An 18888-nucleotide genomic window follows, 5' to 3' on the forward strand; every position below is an offset into this window, starting at 1 on the left:
ACGACGATACATTACGACATGGACAATACGCAAAATATGAAGATTAAATTGCGCAGCAGTTTATGTACCGATGGCCGCCGCATGGCAGGTGCGAGGGCCCTTTGGGTGGCTACCGGTATGAAGCGCGGACAATTCGGCAAACCCATCATAGCCATAGCAAATTCATTCACACAGTTTGTTCCCGGTCACACGCACCTGCACGATGCCGGTCAGATTGTGAAACGCGAGATAGAGCGGCTTGGTTGCTATGCGGCAGAATTCAATACGATTGCCGTGGACGACGGTATAGCCATGGGGCACGACGGTATGCTGTATTCACTCCCTTCGCGCGACATCATAGCCGACAGTGTGGAGTATATGGTGAATGCCCACAAGGCAGACGCGTTGGTTTGCATTAGCAACTGCGATAAGGTAACGCCAGGCATGCTGCTCGCTGCGATGCGCCTGAACATACCGACCATCTTCGTTAGCGGAGGTCCTATGGAAGCCGGAAAATGGAAAGGGGAGAACATCGACCTCGTAACAGCAATGGTGAAAGGTGCAGATAAAGATATCAGTGATGAAGAATTGGCAGAGATAGAAAACCGTGCTTGTCCGGGCTGTGGATCATGCTCAGGCATGTTTACTGCAAACTCCATGAACTCGCTCACGGAAGCCATCGGATTGTCCTTGCCAGGCAATGGTACGATATTGGCATCGCACGTCAATCGTCGCCGCCTGTTTGAAAATGCTGCACGACAAATAGTGGAGAATGCCATGAAGTATTACGGTGAGGGCGATGAAAGCGTACTACCGAAAAGCATAGCCACACGCGAGGCATTCCTCAATGCCATGACGCTTGATATTGCCATGGGGGGGTCAACGAATACGATTCTCCACCTCCTGGCCGTTGCAACAGAGGCAGGTGTGGATTTCAAAATGAGCGACATCGATGCCTTGAGCCGCAAGGTGCCATGCCTCTGCAAACTGGCTCCCAATACACAGAAATTCAGTGTGCAGGAATGTGGTCGCGCCGGCGGTATCCTGAACATCATAGGCGAACTCGACAAGGGTGGGCTGATCAATCGCGATACCATCAGAGTGAATGGTGCTACACTTGGAGAAGACATCCAGAAATACAATATATGCGCAGAAAAACTTGACGCAGAAGCCAAGCGGATTTACTCCAGTGCCCCCGGCGGTAAGTTTACAACAGAAATGGGATCTCAGGATGCTGTGTGGACTACACTCGACACCGACCGTGCAGAGGGGTGCATTCGCGACATAGAACATGCTTACACCAAAGATGGCGGGCTTGCTGTGCTTTTCGGTAATATCGCACAAGACGGCTGTGTGGTCAAATCTGCAGGTGTGGACAAGAGTTGCTGGTACTTCAAAGGTCCGGCACGTGTCTTCGATAGTCAGGAGGATGCTTGCGACGGCATCCTCAACGGAACAGTGAAGGCTGGAGATGTGGTGGTAATTACGCATGAAGGACCGAAAGGTGGACCTGGTATGCAGGAAATGCTCTATCCCACATCATACCTCAAGAGCCGCCATCTCGGCAAGGCTTGCGCGCTCATCACTGACGGACGTTTCTCGGGCGGTACGAGCGGTCTGAGCCTCGGACATATCTCGCCTGAAGCCGCAGCAGGAGGAAACATCGGAAAAATAGTTGATGGGGACATCATTGAGATAGACATCCCTAATCGTAAGATTAACGTATTGCTTTCCGATGAAGAACTGGCAGCGCGACCTATAGTGCCGCTCAAACGCAAGAGGGTGGTGTCGAAAGCCCTGAGAGCATACGCTGCAATGGTCACGAGTGCCGACAAGGGTGGAGTAAGAGAAATTTAATCAACAACAGATACAAATCATTCTCAATGGGCAAAATACTTAGTGGAGGTCAGATTTTGATGGAATCGCTGATAAACGAAGGTGTAGATACCATCTTCGGTTATCCCGGTGGAGCCATCATGCCCACATACGACTTCCTGTATGATTACAGAGATCGCATCAACCACGTATTGGTGCGTCATGAACAAGGTGCCTCGCATGCTGCAGAAGGTTACGCTCGCGTGAGCGGAAAGACGGGTGTCTGTCTCGTTACGAGCGGACCTGGTGTAACAAATACCGTTACGGGTGTGGCTGATGCGATGATCGACAGCACACCGATAGTTGTCATTGCCGGTCAGGTAGGTGCTTCTCTGCTTGGTAGCGACGCTTTTCAGGAAGTGGACGTGGTGGACATGATGCAGCCTGTCTGCAAATGGGCTTACCAGATACGCGATGCAAAGGACGTGGCTTGGGCGGTCAGCCGTGCTTTCTATATAGCCAGTAGCGGACGTCCGGGACCGGTAGTGCTCGACTTTGCAAAGAACGCACAAGTGGAGAAAGCCGAGTATGAACCGATGAAAGTAAATTTTATCCGCAGTTACATACCCGTGCCCGAAACGGATGAAGAAAGCATTGTAAATGCCGCGCGTCTTATCAATCAGGCAGAGCGACCACTTGTTTTGGTAGGGCAGGGCGTAGAACTCGGTTATGCAACTGCAGAACTACGCGCTTTCATAGAAAAGGCAGGTATGCCGGCAGGATGTACACTTTTGGGCTTGTCTGCGCTGCCTTCCGACCATCCGCTGAACGTGGGTATGCTGGGTATGCATGGCAGTCTCGGATCGAACAAAATGACGCAGAAGTGCGACTTGCTTATTGCCGTAGGTATGCGTTTCGACGACCGTATCACAGGAAAACTCAGCACTTATGCCACTCAAGCCAAGAAAATCCATTTCGATATCGACCCGTCTGAAATAAATAAAAATGTGCCTGTAGATGTGTCGGTGCTCGGTGATTGTAAAACCACCTTGCCAGCCGTTACGGCTCTCCTCGAAAAGAAGGAGCACAAAGAATGGCGAGAGGCTTTCCGGCCCTACGATGAAGAAGAAAACCGTGTGGTCATCGAACCGCAAATTCACCCCAAAGAGGGACCGTTGCGTATGGGTGAAGTCATACGTAAAGTTTCGGAACTCACACAGAACAAGGCGGTAATGGTAACCGATGTGGGGCAGAACCAGATGATGTCGGCACGTTATTTCAAGTTTACGCAGTGTCGCAGCGTGGTAACTTCTGGTGGTATGGGCACAATGGGATATGGCCTTCCTGCAGCCATAGGAGCGACATTTGGTGCGCCCGAACGAACAGTTTGTGTGTTCCTTGGAGACGGCGGACTTCAGATGACTATACAGGAGTTGGGTACCATCATGGAGCAGGGTGCGCCAGTGAAAATCATTCTGCTCAACAATAATTATCTTGGCAATGTGCGCCAATGGCAGCAACTGTTCTTCCGGCGCAGGTATTCATTCACGCCAATGCTCAACCCCGACTATGAGAAAATTGCAGAAGCATACAACATTCCGTGTGCAACTGTGATAGAGCGCAAAGACTTGGAGGCCGAGATAGAGAAGATGGTGAACACACCCGGACCATATTTGCTGCAATGTGCAATAATGGAGGAGGACAATGTGTTCCCCATGTGCTTCCCGGGGCATGATGTTGACGATATGGTATTGAAATTAGAAGATTAGAACCTATGATGAATGATAATATTTTTGCATCTGAGATGTCTGGCAGTAGCAATGTGCCAGAAAACAAGATATCAAAGTTTCCGGTTGTCAACGATGGTAAGACCTGGTACACACTGATTATTTTCTCCGAGAACCTTGCCGGTGTTCTGAACCAGATTACTAATGTGTTTACACGTCGTCAGTTGAACATAGAGAGCCTAAATGTGTCGCCATCGGGTTTTAAAGGACTGCACCGTTATACGGTAACGTGTCGCAGCGACTTTGAAACGATGAAGAAGGTGGTCAAGCAGATAGAGAAGAAAATAGATGTCGTGCTCGCGCGTTTCTACACAGAGGACCATGTCTATGTGATGGAACAGGCACTCTATAAGATTGAAACATCGAAACTTATCGCAGATCACGACATTTCAAAGGCTATCCGAAAACATGAAGCAAAGATAGTGGAGGTAAACGCCACTTATTCCATTGTTTCTATTGAAGGACTGCCAAGCGATATAGTGGAACTACGGCATATTCTCCGCGACCATGGATGTATGTTGCAGTTCGTTTCGAGTGGTATTGTGGCTGTAACAAAGTCGAGCCATGAAGAACTCAACAGTTTCCTGAAAGTCAGAAAATTACAGAAAGAAGCAATAACTGAAGATTAACAAATAATATAAATTCTAAAAAAAACAAAACAATGGCAAAAATCAATTTTGGTGGTGTAATAGAAGAAGTTGCTACCCGTGAAGAATTTCCCTTGGAAAAGGCACGCGAAGTCCTGAAAGACGAGACCATTGCCGTAATCGGATATGGTGTACAAGGTCCCGGACAGGCATGCAACCTGCGCGACAATGGCTTCAAGGTTATCGTAGGTCAGCGCGAAGGAAAGACATTCGAAAAAGCAGTTGCGGATGGCTGGGTACCCGGCGAAACGCTCTTCAGCATAGAAGAAGCCTGCGAGCGCGGAACCATTATTTGCTATCTTCTAAGCGATGCAGCACAAATTGCACAGTGGCCCAACGTGAAGAAGCACCTCACAGCAGGTAAGGCGCTTTATTTCTCACATGGCTTTGGTATCACCTATAAGGAACGCACAGGAATTATTCCTCCCGCAGACATTGACGTTATCATGGTAGCACCAAAAGGTTCTGGAACTTCTCTGCGTACACTCTTCCTCGAAGGACGCGGTTTGAATAGTTCTTACGCTGTATTCCAGGATGCAACAGGTCGCGCAGAAGAGCGCACACTCGCCGTAGGTATCGGTGTAGGTTCAGGCTATCTTTTCAAGACCGATTTCAAGCGCGAAGTGTTCAGCGACCTTACAGGCGAACGCGGTGCATTGATGGGGGCTGTTCAGGGGCTGTTCCTCGCACAGTACGAAACGCTCCGTGAACATGGCCACACACCTTCAGAAGCCTTCAATGAAACAGTAGAGGAATTCACGCAGTCGCTCCTTCCTATGGTTGGCGCACATGGCATGGACTGGATGTATGCCAACTGCTCCACAACGGCACAGCGTGGTGCTCTCGACTGGATGGGTCCTTTCCACGATGCTATCAAGCCCGTAATGGAAAAACTCTATCAGAGTGTGGCTACAGGCGAGGAGGCACAGCGCAGTATCGACAGCAACAGTCAGCCTGATTATCGTGTAAAACTTGAGGCAGAACTCGCTGCATTGAGAGACAGCGAAATGTGGCGTACCGGTGAAACTGTTCGCAAACTTCGCCCGGAGAACAACTAAACAGATAGCGCAACACATCTCAAAAAGACGGCTTGCAGTGATAATGCAGGCCGTTTTTCATTGATAAGGTTATACAAGAAATATATTTTTGTTTAATTTTGTGCAAAAATCAGACAAGGTTAATGGATACTTATAAATTCACTGTCGAACCTTTTACGGAAGATGTTACAGGCAGACTCTCATGGAGCGTGCTTGGTAACCATCTGTTGCGGGTGGCTAACCTCAGCGCTTCTTCGCACCATTTTGGATTCAGCGACATGCAGACAGCAAAGCATGCTTGGGTGCTCTCGCGTTTGGTTATCGAAATGTACGATATGCCAAGAACGGGCGAATGTTATGACATCACTACGTGGGTAAGCAAAATCTATCGTCAGTTTACAGACCGCCTTTTTTCAATTAAAAAGCCTGACGGAAGCGCATACGGCCATGCATATAGCATTTGGGCACTCATTGATTTGGATACGCGTATGCCGGCGGATTTGCAACATCTGCCCAACGGCAGTTTTCATGATGCTGTGGAAACTCAGGTGATACCCATCGATGGTCCCTCCCGAATCAGAGTGAAGACAGATGGTGCAGTACGCGATACACATGCCATGTACGGCGACCTTGATATTAACGGACATGTGAATTCCATACGGTATTTACAGATGGCACTCGATACGATTTATCAGCAGTATCCTGATGACCTTAAACCTTTAATGAGTCGAGTGCGAAGGGTGGAAATGACATATAGTGCTGAAAGTTATTTTGGAGACCATCTTCAATTCTTTATTGAAAAACAGTCGCATCAGAAATATGCTTGTGAAATCAAGAAACCCAATGCAGAAAGTGTTGTAAAGTGCTTAATTGATTTTTTTCCGGCTAAGTAATCGTACAATCACAGCATTGTTCAAACAAACCAATGGCAAAGAAACTTTTTTGCGAAATAAGCCCGCTGACATACGCCATATCGCTCCGGAAGGAGATAATGAAACGAAAGATAAGGAATGTGTTGAGCAAAGAAGTGTATTCAAATGAACGCGCAGAGGAAAAACTGCCGGTCTTGTTATCAAGCAATAGCAACTATATGATAAAGAAAGGACCGGGCATAGACCCTGTCCTGCAAGATAACAAGGCAGATAATATACGTCTGGCATCCAGCAAGATGAACGGATTGGTATTTCAACCCGGGGAATCATTCTCCTTTTGGAAATACGTAGGCAAAACGTCAAAACGCAATGGATTCAAAGAAGGTCGTGTTATCGTAAACGGCAAACTGATTTCAGGAATGGGCGGGGGATTGTGCAATCTGGCTAATACGATAAACCTGGTTGTGCTGCATAGTCCGTTGACCATAACGGAAATACATCACCATTCAGACGCACTGGCACCCGACCCGGATGGCATACGTGTGCCATATAGTGCAGGAACATCAGTCAACTACAATTTTATAGACTACCGGTTCAGAAACGATACTAATCTGCCCATTCAACTCTGCACATGGTGTGAAGATGATTATTTGTATGCAGAACTAAGAACGACAGATTTTTTTCCATACAGATACCGACTCGTTGAAGAAAACCACCATTTCCACAAGGCTGATAACGGAAAGTTCTATCGCATCTCAAAAATCTACAGGGAAACAGTTGAGCACGATACAGGTGAAGTGGTGGAAAAGAAACTCGTGTGGGACAACCATTCGGAAGTGATGTTCGATTATTCGCTTATACCTGCGGAAATGATAAGATGATCCGCTTGAACCCAAAGCGTTCAAGTGTTCAAATATATATAAACATGAACACCAAAACGCCTTAAACACCTCGAACACTAAAAAAGGCATCGTTAGTGCGATGCCTTTCATTTTTGATGTATATTTTGATACTTCCTGCGCGGTTTAAGTTTGCTCTGGAGTTTCTGTACAGGACATTCTTTTATTTTACGCCTTCGGGCACTTTCATCTGAATGCGTTCCCATGACTCCACGATGGGCTTATCCTGACTTGGAATCATATATCTGATTTCCATGAGGTTGGGCTCAATGAGTACATATTCGATGGGAATCTCAAGTCCTTCCAATTCAGGGTTGGTCAGACTCTTATGAACACGCTGAAGGAAAAGACCGTCTCGCTTTGCAGAATGGAAATTACCTTCCATAATGAGGAATGCCGGAGCATTGGGCTTTGCAATAACGAATGAGAGGAAATGGCCATCGCCTTGCATCACTCTCCAAACAGGGAGATATACGAGTGTTTGGTCTGCACTGTTACGCTGTACTTGCTGCCAAATGCCTGCAAGTTTCAGTTCACGCGGACCATGATGGCGCGGACCATTCTTGTCGCCGGGGCGTGCAGGTGCGCCTTGTGGAGGTTGCTGCTCGTTGTCTTGCTGAGCATAAACACCCGTGGATGCACCTATCAAAAGTGCTAAAAGCAATAATTGTATCCTTTTCATGATAAAAAATAGATATAGTTGTTCGTTTCAAGGCGCAAGTTACAAAAAAAAAAAGAAATTCAAACGTATAAACATTTTTTTTGAATAATAGTGTCTTTGCGATCATCTTTTTTCTCAATCCTTGCTTTAATCCGTTCTGGATTGTGTACCTTTGCTGCGAGGTTAGCTGTTTATATTTCATATGCAACACAAAAGTAGTTAATCTCAGGGAGATGAAAGTCTCCCTTTTGCTTTTATGTTGCTACTTGATGTCTCTGACTTACATTTCAATCAGTGAATCCCACAGGATGAGTCTTGCACTTCTTATTTGAATTTAAGGACAGAAACTATTCCAGTTCAAGAAATAAAGTGTATTCTTATTTATAGGACATTCCCTTAATACTTGATTCTGAAATAGTCAAGCAATACCTTATAAGAATCCTGAGCCGTGAGGCACGTGTCGCGTAGAAATCCGTTTATCTTCCCCCAATTCTGTATGCCGCGATAATAAAAGAATCGCAGTTCTTCGTTAATAATAAACGGAACAATGCCACTTTGCAGGCATTGCCAAAACATTAGCAACCTACCTACGCGGCCATTTCCGTCCTGAAACGGATGTATCCGCTCAAACTGCACATGGAAATTCAAAATATCATCAAAGTCAACGACGTCTATCGATTGATACTCCAAAAGAAGGCTCTTTATGTGCTTGTGCACATCTTTCGGTAGCACGGTCTCTGCACCGCCCACTTCATTGGGAAGTTTTTTATAATCGCCGACAGCAAACCATGACTTCTGACTGTCAGAGGTGTTGGTTTTCAGAATATGATGCAGTTGCTTGATGTGGTATTCCGTAATCTTGTCAGTTGCGTGGTTGATGATATAGTCAATGCAACGGAAGTGATTGACAGTTTCCAGAATATCGTCAATGTGCGTATATTCTGTTGTGATGCCAAGGGTGTTTGTCTCAAAGATGTAGCGAGTCTGTTCTTTTGTCAGGCGGCTGCCTTCAATGTGATTGGAATTGTATGTCAAGTCTATCTGCGTCCGGTGATAAATGCCTCCTTTTAACCTGGTTTCCTTTTCTTCGCGTAAACGCGAAAGCAAGGGAGACAATTTCTTCTTTCCTTTTCGTGGTAAGACGGCATCAACAGGAATGTTCCATGTCTTTCCCGTCTGAAAAGCACCTTCAATCTTACCTATGGCGCAATAATTGCGGGCTGTACGCTCGCTAATGCCATATTTCCTGGCAAACTCTTTGACAGAGACGTATTCCATGCTATCGGCAAATTTTTGTTGAAATCAATGCAAAAATACTTATTTTTGCCGATAACGGCAAGGTTTGTCGTTTCAAAGTCTATATATAATTTGTTATGACTGGAAGAGCCACATTTGGAGATAATGTTTCCATCTTAAATTTATCTTGATTTTCCGATTTTTCAATTTTTATATTATTTTTGCATATCGAAATATTATAAACCTTTTAAATATCAATTACCATGTCAGAAATGCTTGATATCGTTGGCAAATTTGCCATCAAGGGCACTCCCGAAGAGGTGAAGCCTCTCGGTAATGGCCTGATTAATACCACGTACAAAGTTAAGACGGTTGAGCCAGATGCACCGGACTATGTGTTGCAGAGTGTGAACAATGCCGTGTTCCCCGACCTCGATATGCTCATGGGCAACATCGTGGCTGTAACGAACCACATCCGTGCAAAACTTGAAGCAGCCAATACGCCTGACATCAACCGAAAAGTCCTGGAATTCGTTCCGCTCAAGGATGAAGATAAGTATTACTATTTCGATGGAGAAAAGTATTGGCGTATCATGGTGTTCATCCCCGACACGCTCTCTGTCTCTGAAGTAACCCCCGAAAGTGCTGCAACTGTGGGCGAAACGTTCGGTGAATTCCAGGCTATGCTTGCAGATATTCCTATAGAACTCGGAGAAACCATCAAGGACTTCCACAACATAGAGTTCCGCTTGCAGCAGCTTCGTGATGCTGTGGCAGCAGACCCAAAAGGACGCGCTGCCGAAGTAAAGGACCTGCTGGAAGAAATTGCAAAGCGTGAAGAAGAGATGACCAAGAGCGAGCGCCTCTATCGCGAAGGCAAGTTGCCCAAGCGCATCTGCCACTGCGACACAAAGGTGGACAATATCCTCTTCGACAAGGATGGCAGTGTGCTCTGTGTTATCGACCTTGACACTGTGATGCCCTCGTTTGTGTTCTCAGACTACGGCGACTATCTCCGCTCTGCTGCCAACCCATTGGCAGAGGACGATCCAAATGTAGATGCTATTGATTTCCGCGTGGACATCTTCAAGGCATTTACTAAGGGATACCTCAAAACTGCCGGTGCGTTCCTCACACCGATAGAGGTAGAGAACCTGCCATACGCAGCCGCTTTGTTCCCCTACATGCAACTCGTGCGTTTCCTTGCCGACTACATCAATGGCGATACCTACTTCGGCATCAAGTATCCTACGCACAACCTCGTGCGCTCAAGAAACCAGTTTGCACTTCTCAAGAGTGTAGAGGCACACCAGAAAGAATTGCAGGACTTCATAGCCTCTCTGTTGTAATCATCTTCAGACAGCAATCAACAAAAACGGGACGCAAAAACGGCGGCCTGTTTTTTTTGCAGATTTATTGCTTACTTATTCAATCTTGAGTTTTGCTGAGTGTCCTGTGCCTCCTGTCACCCAATTCACGATGTATATGCCACTCGGCAGTTCTGCCACGGAACATTCGTCTGATGCGCGGAACGTCTTTACGCGTCTGCCTTGCAGAGAATAGATGTGTATGTCGAAATCAAGCAGTGTGCGGTCGTTTGCAATGATGCGCAAAGTCTTTGCGGTCGGGGCGTATCTCAAGGCATAGATCAACGCTTGGTTTGCCAATATACCAGTGGAAGTGGAATCCGTCGGTGTGATGGTGCTGTCTGCGTCCGCTGAATCCTTGTGATGTATGAGTTCGTCTTTGTCTGGTAGCCATAGCCTGTTGGAAAAGAGAGAATCCTTGCTGCTGGGTGTGTAACTGATAATCTCTGTCCCGTTCTTGTATGTAGCATGGCGGATGTCGATGATACGACCTGTTGAGGTGTTGTAGATGTTGTAGAATCCTTCTCTTCCTACGGCGACCATTTCCCATAGTTGGCGATTGTCTTGCTCGTCGGGTTGATAGAGCACCAAACTGTAAGAATATGGTTCACTATTGTTGTAATCGCTCAGTGCCAGACCGTTTACGGCATTTATAAACATGAATCTGTTTCCGATTTGCCTGATTATCCATTTTTGTGTATCGTGCGAGGGTAGGTTCTCGTACAGACATACCTGTGCTCCTTCAGTAGAGTTCTGATCAACCACGTCCATCACGTACGAAGCATCCCCGCGTGTGACCAATCGGTAGTAATAGGCTGTATCGGCTGTGAATGCGGCTGTAGGCGGGGTGGGAGCGCGGTTTTCGAAGGCTTCCAACAGGTAGTCGTTATGCTTTCTGACAAACGTTTTCAGACATTCTGTGTATTCTTCGTAACTGTTGAAGAGTTCCAACTCTTCATATACACGTTTATTTATATCCCAACGCTCAAAATTCCTGTCGGCAGAAGTTCTGATATTGGTAGCCATTGAATCGATAGCGTTTATCATGAATTCTGTCAGTCCATTGTTGTAAATCTTCTCGTAGTGATTTTTTACAGCATTCTTCCACCATCCGTCTTCCCATAGGCGCAGCACCCATTTTTTGCCTACGCTCTTTCCGAATCCTACATCTGCCATGAGCGACTGACTGACATCGCCTGCACGCGTGGTGTTGTTGTAAGCGATATCAAAATCCCATAACGGACCCCAGTATAGTCGTGGGTCGTCCTTTTGCTTGTAAATGTATATGCTCCAGAGCGCATCGAGATTTGCCGTTATCTCGCTGGCAAGGTACCACTGGAGCATGGTGGTTGTGTCAACGTATGTGCGGAAATCGCCGACAGGGTCTTCGTACAGGCAGTCTTCGAACTTTTGAACGTGTTCACTTATATAACTGATTTGTCGCTCAACGATGCTGTCGGGTTCTGGGCTGTGAATTCTGATATTGACGCCATTCAGAGTGCTGAAGTATGTGGCATCGGTGTCTTTGAAACCGTCTACTTCAAGGAGGTAGCCGCCTGTGATGTTTGTGGTGTCATCGCGTACCATCAACTCTTGTTCCTCAACGTTTACACGGCGTTTCCTGACGTCAATCTTGTCGCTGACATCGTAGGTGCCATAATATTCGTTGTTGATATAGAGATCTACGGGCTGCATCGGTGGGTTGTAAGGCAGACCAATCCATTTACCCAGCGCTTGTGAGAGTGCGTTGCGAATCAAACTCTTGTCGTCTGCATTAGCCAGAAGCACCCAATTCTTGGCACTGGCATAGGGCTGACCGAGCAATCGGGTCTTGGTGTTGAATTTCAGTCGGTAAGGCTTCTTGTCTGTCTTCATGTTCAGCCAACTGGAGTTGCCGCGGCCTCTGATTCTAAGACTGTCGATAAAGCGCGTTCCGGCATCATCAACGATAGTCAGACTGCCCCATTTGTAGTCTGTCCTGCTCGTAATGTCCAACCCATCGTATGTCTCTAAATAGTACGTTGGCAAGTTTGTCAATCGCTCCTGACCTGAAACTTTTACAGATGTAAGAAGCATTGACAGTATGAGATATGCGACCTTCTTCATTGATTTTTTGACTTGTATTGGCAAAATTAGATATTTTTATCCTAAAACAGACCACTTATTGACCGGAAGGTAAGTTTGAAATGCAAAAAATATTTAAAACTTAAAAAACCGAATCGTTTTTTTTGGTTTATTTCTAAACGATATTTACTTTTGCATTGTAAAAATACTCTTCAATCAATAGTTTACAATAGTTTTTTAAGGTGAGCATTCCATTTGCCGTGAGGTAAGTGGAATGTGTTTTTTATGCCTGAGTTTAAAGCCGTAGGCAAAAAAGAAAAAGGGACAGGATGCAAAAGCAAGTCCCTGTCCCAACCTTTCCTACTTCCTTTGTAGAGGATTATTCTCTGTTAGCGGTTATTGTTACTGAAGCACCGTCCATGACTGCTCCCACAATGGGAGGATTGTCCTTCTGCACAGTGACTGTAACAGAATCTACTAATGAAAAGTCATCGAATATCGCTTCAGCGATTCGTCCTGCTACGTGCTCAATCAAGTCGGAAGGATCTTTCATCTCTTTCGCTATTGTTTCGTAAACTTCAGAGTAGTCCGCTGCATCGTATATGCTGTCCGACTCAACTGCTTCGCAGTTGTTCAGTTTCATCTTCACCGAGACTGTGAACCATCCGCCCATTTCACGTTCTTCAGGCATGACCCCATGATATGAATAGAACTTCATATTGTTGAGGCTAATAAAGCATTGCTCAATTTGCATGTTATCCACAGCGTGATGCACCGCAGTTGGTGCAGATGAGACAACCTTCCTGATATACCAGTGATTCCTGACCGCAGTTGGGGCATTTCTGTCCGCGCGCTGCTGTGCCGTCGGTGATGTATTTCTTCAAGGCACGTTCCACACCAACCTTCCATGTGTTGATGTTCTCACTGCCTAACTGCAGTTGGCTGACGAGTTTGATGACGTGCTCCAAAGGCATACGATAGCGTAAAACACCAGAAATCAGTTTTGCGTAGTTCCAGTATTCAGGGTTGAACTTTTCAGACAATCCCTCAACAGTAGTCTTGTATCCACGCTTGTTTTCAAACTGGAAGTCGTAACGCTTGTTGCCGTCTGCGCCAGTGTGCTTGATGATGCGCCCCTTAGTTACGGTTTTGGGAAGCACAATGCCTTCATCATCGTCTTGCAGACCGGTGAAGATTTCGTATGGAACACCTTCAAGAAGTCCGACGAAAGCCACCCATTTTTCTTTATTGTTCTGGAAACGCACAACATCGCACTCCAACACTTCTGGACGATGCTCTACGACCTGTGGCGGCTGGCATGGCGGAAGTTCGCTTTCTGCTTTCTTCTCTTTCTTCTTTTTGTCGTCAACGCTGATGAGCACGCCGCTGCGGCAACCGTCGCGGTAAATCGTACAACCCTTGCAGCCACTCTTCCAGGCTGTCATGTAGAGGCGGTCAACGAGTTCCTCGTCCACATTGTTGGGCAGGTTAACCGTGACGCTGATGCTGTGGTCCACCCATTTCTGAATGGCGCCCTGCATCTCTACTTTCATCAGCCAGTCCACATCGTTAGCAGTGGCTTTATGGTATGGAGAACGTGCAACAAGTTCGTCAATTTCTTCCTGGCTGTAGTTTTTCTCCGTATCGATGCCGTTGACCTGCATCCATGTGATGAATTTATGGTGGTAAACGATGTATTCTTCAAAAGCATCGCCAGTTTCGTCCACGTAGTCCACACGAACTTCCGGATCGTTCGGGTTAACCTTGCGACGGCGTTTGTATACGGGCATAAAGACGGGCTCAATTCCACTCGTGGTCTGTGTCATAAGACTCGTTGTACCAGTCGGGGCAATGGTGAGGCAAGCAATGTTGCGACGACCATATTTTACCATATCCTTGTATAGCGCAGGGTCGTTCTCTTTGATACGAAGAATGAACGGATTGTTCTTCTCGCGCTCTGCGTCGAATATCTCGAAACTGCCGCGTTCCTTAGCCATTGTTACGGATGAGCGGTAAGCATTCAATGCCAAAGTCTTTTGCACTTCTACAGCAAAGTCGGTAGCATCCTGTGTGCCGTAGCGCAGACCGAGAGCGGCTATCATGTCGCCTTCTGCAGTGATGCCGACACCTGTCCTGCGCCCCATACCCGACTTGCGGTAAATCTTTTCCCAAAGGTGGCGCTCCGTGCTTTTTACTTCTTCTGACTGTGGGTCGCTCTCAACCTTTGCCATAATCAGCTCAATCTTTTCAAGTTCGAGGTCGATGATGTCGTCCATCATGCGCTGTGCAACCTGCACATGTTTCTTGAAGAGGTCGAAATCGAAAGTGGCTTCTGGGGTAAAGGGCTTCTTTACGTAAGAATAGAGATTGATGCAGAGCAAGCGGCAACTGTCGTATGGGCAGAGCGGTATTTCGCCGCAGGGGTTGGTGGATATGGTCTCAAAACCGAGGTCTGCATAGCAGTCGGGTATGCTTTCGCGAATGATGGTGTCCCAAAACAGTACACCTGGCTCAGCGCTTTTCCAAGCATTGTGAACGATTTTCTTCCATAGTGCCTGCGCATCGATGTCTTTTTTTACAAGTGGGCTGTCGCCCTTGATGGGGTATTGCTGTGTGTAAGGTTTCCCCTCAGCAGCCGATTGCATGAAATCGTCATCTATACGAACACTTACGTTGGCCCCCGTAACCTTGCCTTCCGTCATCTTGGCATCGATGAATGCTTCTGCATCGGGATGCTTGATGCTGACAGACAACATCAAGGCTCCTCGACGGCCGTCTTGAGCCACCTCGCGGGTACTGTTGCTAAAGCGCTCCATGAAGGGTACGATGCCGGTAGATGTGAGTGCGGAATTCTTTACGGGCGACCCTTTTGGGCGAATTTGCGACAAGTCATGTCCCACACCCCCACGGCGCTTCATCAACTGCACTTGCTCCTCGTCTTCCTTCATGATGGCGCCGTAGGAGTCGGCATTACCATCAATGCCTATGACGAAGCAGTTGGAGAGTGAGGCTATCTGAAAATTGTTGCCAATGCCCGTCATCGGACTGCCTGCAGGAACAATGTAGCGGAAATGGTCAAGAAGGTCGAAGATCTCTTGTGCTGAGAGTGGGTTTTCGTATTTCTTTTCAATCCGGGCTATCTCGTTTGCAATACGCCAATGCATGTCGGCTGGCGACTGCTCGTAAATGTTGCCGAAAGAATCTTTCATCGCATACTTGTTCACCCATACGCGAGCGGCGAGTTCATCACCCGCAAAATAGTCCAATGAAGCAGAAAAGGCTTCTTCGTAAGTATAAGTCTTGAGATCCACTGATTATGAATATTTTAGTTTTTTAATGTCTCTTTTCGCAAAACTTTGCAAAACTACAAACAACATTTAAACTAACAAAACATAATGCGTGGGAATTTTAAAGTTTTCCAAAAATAAACAACAATTTGCTGATATTCAGGTAAATAAAATTTTACAAAAACTGAAAAGTTTTCCAAAAAGGAAAACTCTGTGTGATATTTGCTGTGGCAAAATCCTGTTTTCGGACAACCCTTTAGTTTTTGTGCATATCCCAAATAGACAAGACTTTCCTGCGTATAGCACTGAAATTAAGCACAGCCATAAGTGCGAATAGTACAAGTCCGACGATGGTACTGGGAACAGTGCCGGCAGCCTCATATTTCGGTGAGAGGTCGCCAAACATGGGTAAATAATAAGAACGGGAAAGAACAGTTAAAACAACAGCCAAAACAAGCACCAGAGCGTTGATGCCCAAGGCGAGCAGATGGAATGGTCTTGCAACGTCGCTCGGGGAGTGGCCTATCAAAAGCAAATTGTCGATTTTCTCAGTATGCTTCTGAAGGAGCAGGAATATGCTGAGAAGGAGCAGGTAGAAGGCGAGTGTGCAGATGACAAGTCCTATGACCATGACAAGTACTACGATAATACGGAAAAACGTGGCAGCACGCGATGCGTCGGCATCATTGCCTTCTGTGTCGTAGTTGTGTTCTTGCAGATATTTGGTAATGTTTTCGTCTGCAAGGTTTTTTACGCGGACGACAAGGCGCGAGGCACTTGTCTTTTCATTATTCTCGTACGTGTTGTCCTGCACGTTTTTTGTTGTCAGTTCTTCGTTCATGGCATCCATAAACGGTTGAGGTACGAGAATGGTGTTCAGCCGTCGGGAGAAGCCAACAACACGGCCTAACAGGTGTTTTTGACCTTTGTTGCCTTGCAAGAATAACTGTATCCCGATTTTCTTAACAGTGCCCTCTGATATGGTCGGTAATCCCCGGCTCGTAGCGAAGCCGAAATTATAAAGATTGAGGTAATTGTGCGGAAGAATTATAGGAACGATGCTGTCGCCAGGCGTGTATGACCATTCTGAGAGGTCCACGTCGATGTATTCGTTCGGTATCGACTCAAAAAACATTTCTGTTGAGTACTGCATACCAAGAAGTTTGTTGCCAATGGTGGCATATACACCATAGCGCGATGGTGTGAAAAGTGCCAGATCTTCCACAAATGGCTGTTCGCGCAACTCTTCTATCTCGCTCTTGCGAAAAACCTGAGGAGAGGCAGTAAGCGTGCGAGCCATATTCACACGCTTGTTCACTACTATCTGCTCAGGTTTCATGAAACTGTCGTTACCCGTCAGCAGAGGAATTACATCTACATAAAACTGAACGGCAATCAAAATAATAGCCATGCCCAGCAGATTGGCAAGCGTGAAACCTGCCATCTGCCAAGCGCTGATTTGCTTGCCAAGCAGTTTGTAAACAAGCGTATGTCTGCTGTCGGTGTGAGAGCGATGCATATTTTGGAAAATATAGTGAAGAGTGACTAACGCCACTCTTCACTCTTAATCATTCAATTCAAGTCCATTTCCTTATTTGATGTGTCTGCAGAAGAATAGTCTGGCTCGTACATTCTTACTCGGTTGTTGAAGGCGTCGTAAAGGTCGTAGGCGAGGTCTATCAGGCTCGCTGCAGGTGTCTTTGCCTTGTCCTTCGTTACGAGGCGGAGCACATATTTGCCCTGTCCTTCATAGAATAATTCAGCATAGTCGCAAATCTTTGCCAATTTTTTGACTATCTCTGCATCTTCTGAATTATCACTGTTTGCCATCTTTTCGAGTGCTGTAAATCCCAAGCGCACGTAAAGTTTCTTGCCCTTAATGTCGTTCATGCTGTATGCATTGGCAGGTTGGGTGAAGATTGTTGGCGACTCGCCCATGGCAATGTACGATATGTTGTTTTTGTAGCCGAAACTGGCATTGAACGCGCCTGCGCCAGCAGCACCGTTGCCCGGTTGCTTAATGAGGTATTCTTGTTCACCTACTTTCTGTGCCTGTCCTTCTGTTATTTGTGCCAATAGGTTGACTATCGCATCGTCCTTCGTCTGTACGTAGGCAGACATGACGGGCAGTTGTTCCTGCATCTTGACATCGGTAATGTTTATGGCGAGGTCGCCATTCACAGAGGGCAGTAATTTATATATTTCATTGTTGTCGCCCGATTCTTCCAGTAGCCCCGCGTCTTTCAGTGCGTCAAGAATATGCTGGCCATTGATGTTTGCAATAACAGAAAGACCGTCCTTTGAAATGTATTTCAGCAAGTCGCCTTTCACGTCACCCAATTTTTCGTCATTCTTCTTAAGGTATTCTGTCCATTGGCTCGATGTAGTGAGGAATTCACCAGTAACCGCCATCTCGCCGTTGTCTAAAGTAAGGTCGAACATGTATGTGGCATCCTTCAACTTCACGTCTTTGGGAAGCAGTTCATCGACTTGCTTGATGCGTTCTTCTTTTACAATTTTGTCAAGACCTTTACCGTTGAAGAGAATCTGCATCACACCACCGCTGTTGCCCATCTTCTTGAATTCTTCAGAATCAGCGAAGGAAGGCGCATCGTTTTTATCCATCTTCTTTGCGATGTCAGCAACAAAGGCTTCAGAGTCTTTGTTTTCGTTAATGTCGCCGCAATAGAACCAATCGTCATCGAAAACGATGTATGAGCCGCCGGCTTCCACGTAACTCACGCCGTCGCTCGTCTCTTTCACCTTTTTAGAGTCCACTTCTTTGGCAAAGGCGTTGATGAGGTCGGCGAAATCGCTTTCGCTGTGCAGGGCGCCGACGACAGCCGTTTCTTCGTACGAACCATCTTTGCTTGCATAGAGGAATACGGGTTTACGAAGGTCAAGACCAGATGTGGCAGGCTTATCGAAAATCTGTTCAATCCTGTCGCGCAAATCTCGGCTGAGGTCGCTCTCTTTCAGTGCATCTGTCAGGCTTTTCTTAACCTTGGAGTTCTCCTGCAGACCGCATTTCTCCACAGTCTGCTTCACGTCGAGACGCATAACGAAATATGCATCATCAGGAATCATCTTGGCATACTTCAGGTCGTCCGTACAAGATGACATAAACAATGCCAAAAGCGCAAACAGCGCTAAATAAACATTCTTAATCTTCATAATTTTTGTTTTTAAGAGTTATAAATACAATTTTTGCAAATGTATAAAATTTTCTCATTATGC

At 46.4% G+C, this 18888-nt stretch carries 14 protein-coding genes; 7 read left to right on the forward strand and 7 right to left on the reverse strand.

All coding sequences use genetic code 11. From position 1 onward, the window contains the following. Nucleotides 1-36: 36 nt before the first annotated feature. The 6 genes from ilvD to C7Y71_RS10840 all read left to right on the forward strand — a co-directional run bounded on the left by ilvD (nucleotide 37) and on the right by C7Y71_RS10840 (nucleotide 7018). Nucleotides 37-1836 carry a dihydroxy-acid dehydratase gene (gene ilvD, locus C7Y71_RS10815; protein ID WP_111898871.1) on the forward strand — a complete coding sequence of 600 codons (1800 nt, stop codon included), beginning with the start codon at nucleotides 37-39 and terminating at the stop codon, nucleotides 1834-1836. Nucleotides 1837-1862: 26 nt separating this feature from the next. Continuing rightward, the gene (gene ilvB / locus C7Y71_RS10820; protein ID WP_111898850.1) at nucleotides 1863-3563 is read left to right on the forward strand and encodes a biosynthetic-type acetolactate synthase large subunit; all 1701 of its coding nucleotides are present in this window, start codon (nucleotides 1863-1865) and stop codon (nucleotides 3561-3563) included. A 5-nt stretch (nucleotides 3564-3568) separates the two neighbouring features. Continuing rightward, nucleotides 3569-4210 carry an acetolactate synthase small subunit gene (gene ilvN / locus C7Y71_RS10825; RefSeq protein WP_226943467.1) on the forward strand — a complete coding sequence of 214 codons (642 nt, stop codon included), beginning with the start codon at nucleotides 3569-3571 and terminating at the stop codon, nucleotides 4208-4210. A gap of 32 nt (nucleotides 4211-4242) precedes the next feature. After that, on the forward strand, nucleotides 4243-5286 hold the full coding sequence (gene ilvC, locus C7Y71_RS10830; RefSeq protein WP_111898848.1) for a ketol-acid reductoisomerase: 1044 nt from the start codon (nucleotides 4243-4245) through the stop codon (nucleotides 5284-5286). Between the two features lie 122 nt (nucleotides 5287-5408). Beyond that, entirely contained in the window at nucleotides 5409-6158 is a 750-nt protein-coding gene (locus tag C7Y71_RS10835) for an acyl-[acyl-carrier-protein] thioesterase (protein WP_111898847.1), read from the forward strand. Between the two features lie 32 nt (nucleotides 6159-6190). After that, complete coding sequence (locus tag C7Y71_RS10840) at nucleotides 6191-7018, forward strand: VanW family protein (RefSeq protein ID WP_111898846.1); 828 nt, start codon at nucleotides 6191-6193, stop codon at nucleotides 7016-7018. 181 nt (nucleotides 7019-7199) lie between these two features. Here C7Y71_RS10840 and C7Y71_RS10845 read toward each other — a convergent pair whose 3' ends face one another. Together C7Y71_RS10845 and C7Y71_RS10850 are read right to left on the reverse strand one after the other, a co-directional pair. Then, the gene (locus C7Y71_RS10845) at nucleotides 7200-7718 is read right to left on the reverse strand and encodes a DUF4488 domain-containing protein (protein WP_111898845.1); all 519 of its coding nucleotides are present in this window, start codon (nucleotides 7716-7718) and stop codon (nucleotides 7200-7202) included. A gap of 375 nt (nucleotides 7719-8093) precedes the next feature. Next, the gene (locus tag C7Y71_RS10850) at nucleotides 8094-8975 is read right to left on the reverse strand and encodes a DNA-binding protein (protein WP_111898844.1); all 882 of its coding nucleotides are present in this window, start codon (nucleotides 8973-8975) and stop codon (nucleotides 8094-8096) included. Nucleotides 8976-9196: 221 nt separating this feature from the next. Here C7Y71_RS10850 and C7Y71_RS10855 point away from each other — a divergent pair, with 221 nt between their 5' ends. Continuing rightward, nucleotides 9197-10282 (forward strand): phosphotransferase enzyme family protein, encoded by a 1086-nt coding sequence (locus C7Y71_RS10855; protein WP_111898843.1) that lies wholly within the window; start codon nucleotides 9197-9199, stop codon nucleotides 10280-10282. A gap of 75 nt (nucleotides 10283-10357) precedes the next feature. Here the strand turns inward: C7Y71_RS10855 and C7Y71_RS10860 are convergent, their stop codons facing one another. From C7Y71_RS10860 to C7Y71_RS10880, 5 genes are all read right to left on the reverse strand, one after another. Further along, on the reverse strand, nucleotides 10358-12406 hold the full coding sequence (locus C7Y71_RS10860; RefSeq protein WP_111898842.1) for a CotH kinase family protein: 2049 nt from the start codon (nucleotides 12404-12406) through the stop codon (nucleotides 10358-10360). Nucleotides 12407-12743: 337 nt separating this feature from the next. Beyond that, the gene (folB, locus tag C7Y71_RS10865) at nucleotides 12744-13118 is read right to left on the reverse strand and encodes a dihydroneopterin aldolase (RefSeq protein ID WP_111898841.1); all 375 of its coding nucleotides are present in this window, start codon (nucleotides 13116-13118) and stop codon (nucleotides 12744-12746) included. Between the two features lies 1 nt (nucleotide 13119). Continuing rightward, nucleotides 13120-15675: an adenosylcobalamin-dependent ribonucleoside-diphosphate reductase gene (locus C7Y71_RS10870; protein ID WP_111898840.1), complete on the reverse strand. Its 2556-nt coding sequence runs from the start codon at nucleotides 15673-15675 to the stop codon at nucleotides 13120-13122. A gap of 232 nt (nucleotides 15676-15907) precedes the next feature. Next, nucleotides 15908-17170, reverse strand: coding sequence for an ABC transporter permease (locus tag C7Y71_RS10875; protein ID WP_111898839.1), 1263 nt, complete (start codon nucleotides 17168-17170; stop codon nucleotides 15908-15910). Nucleotides 17171-17223: 53 nt separating this feature from the next. Beyond that, nucleotides 17224-18825 carry a DUF4836 family protein gene (locus C7Y71_RS10880; protein ID WP_111898838.1) on the reverse strand — a complete coding sequence of 534 codons (1602 nt, stop codon included), beginning with the start codon at nucleotides 18823-18825 and terminating at the stop codon, nucleotides 17224-17226. Nucleotides 18826-18888: the final 63 nt, after the last annotated feature.

The organism is Pseudoprevotella muciniphila (assembly GCF_003265305.2).
Taxonomy (GTDB): domain Bacteria; phylum Bacteroidota; class Bacteroidia; order Bacteroidales; family Bacteroidaceae; genus Alloprevotella; species Alloprevotella muciniphila.

Bases quoted from the DNA above. Each gene is read 5' to 3' on its own strand.
- C7Y71_RS10835 (WP_111898847.1), top strand. From the start codon at position 5,409: ATGGATACTTATAAATTCACTGTCGAACCTTTTACGGAAGATGTTACA.
- ilvN (WP_226943467.1), top strand. From the start codon at position 3,569: ATGATGAATGATAATATTTTTGCATCTGAGATGTCTGGCAGTAGCAAT.
- C7Y71_RS10875 (WP_111898839.1), bottom strand. From the start codon at position 17,170: ATGCATCGCTCTCACACCGACAGCAGACATACGCTTGTTTACAAACTG.
- C7Y71_RS10855 (WP_111898843.1), top strand. From the start codon at position 9,197: ATGTCAGAAATGCTTGATATCGTTGGCAAATTTGCCATCAAGGGCACT.
- ilvB (WP_111898850.1), top strand. From the start codon at position 1,863: ATGGGCAAAATACTTAGTGGAGGTCAGATTTTGATGGAATCGCTGATA.
- ilvD (WP_111898871.1), top strand. From the start codon at position 37: ATGAAGATTAAATTGCGCAGCAGTTTATGTACCGATGGCCGCCGCATG.
- ilvC (WP_111898848.1), top strand. From the start codon at position 4,243: ATGGCAAAAATCAATTTTGGTGGTGTAATAGAAGAAGTTGCTACCCGT.
- C7Y71_RS10850 (WP_111898844.1), bottom strand. From the start codon at position 8,975: ATGGAATACGTCTCTGTCAAAGAGTTTGCCAGGAAATATGGCATTAGC.
- C7Y71_RS10860 (WP_111898842.1), bottom strand. From the start codon at position 12,406: ATGAAGAAGGTCGCATATCTCATACTGTCAATGCTTCTTACATCTGTA.
- C7Y71_RS10845 (WP_111898845.1), bottom strand. From the start codon at position 7,718: ATGAAAAGGATACAATTATTGCTTTTAGCACTTTTGATAGGTGCATCC.
- C7Y71_RS10840 (WP_111898846.1), top strand. From the start codon at position 6,191: ATGGCAAAGAAACTTTTTTGCGAAATAAGCCCGCTGACATACGCCATA.
- C7Y71_RS10880 (WP_111898838.1), bottom strand. From the start codon at position 18,825: ATGAAGATTAAGAATGTTTATTTAGCGCTGTTTGCGCTTTTGGCATTG.
- folB (WP_111898841.1), bottom strand. From the start codon at position 13,118: ATGCAAATTGAGCAATGCTTTATTAGCCTCAACAATATGAAGTTCTAT.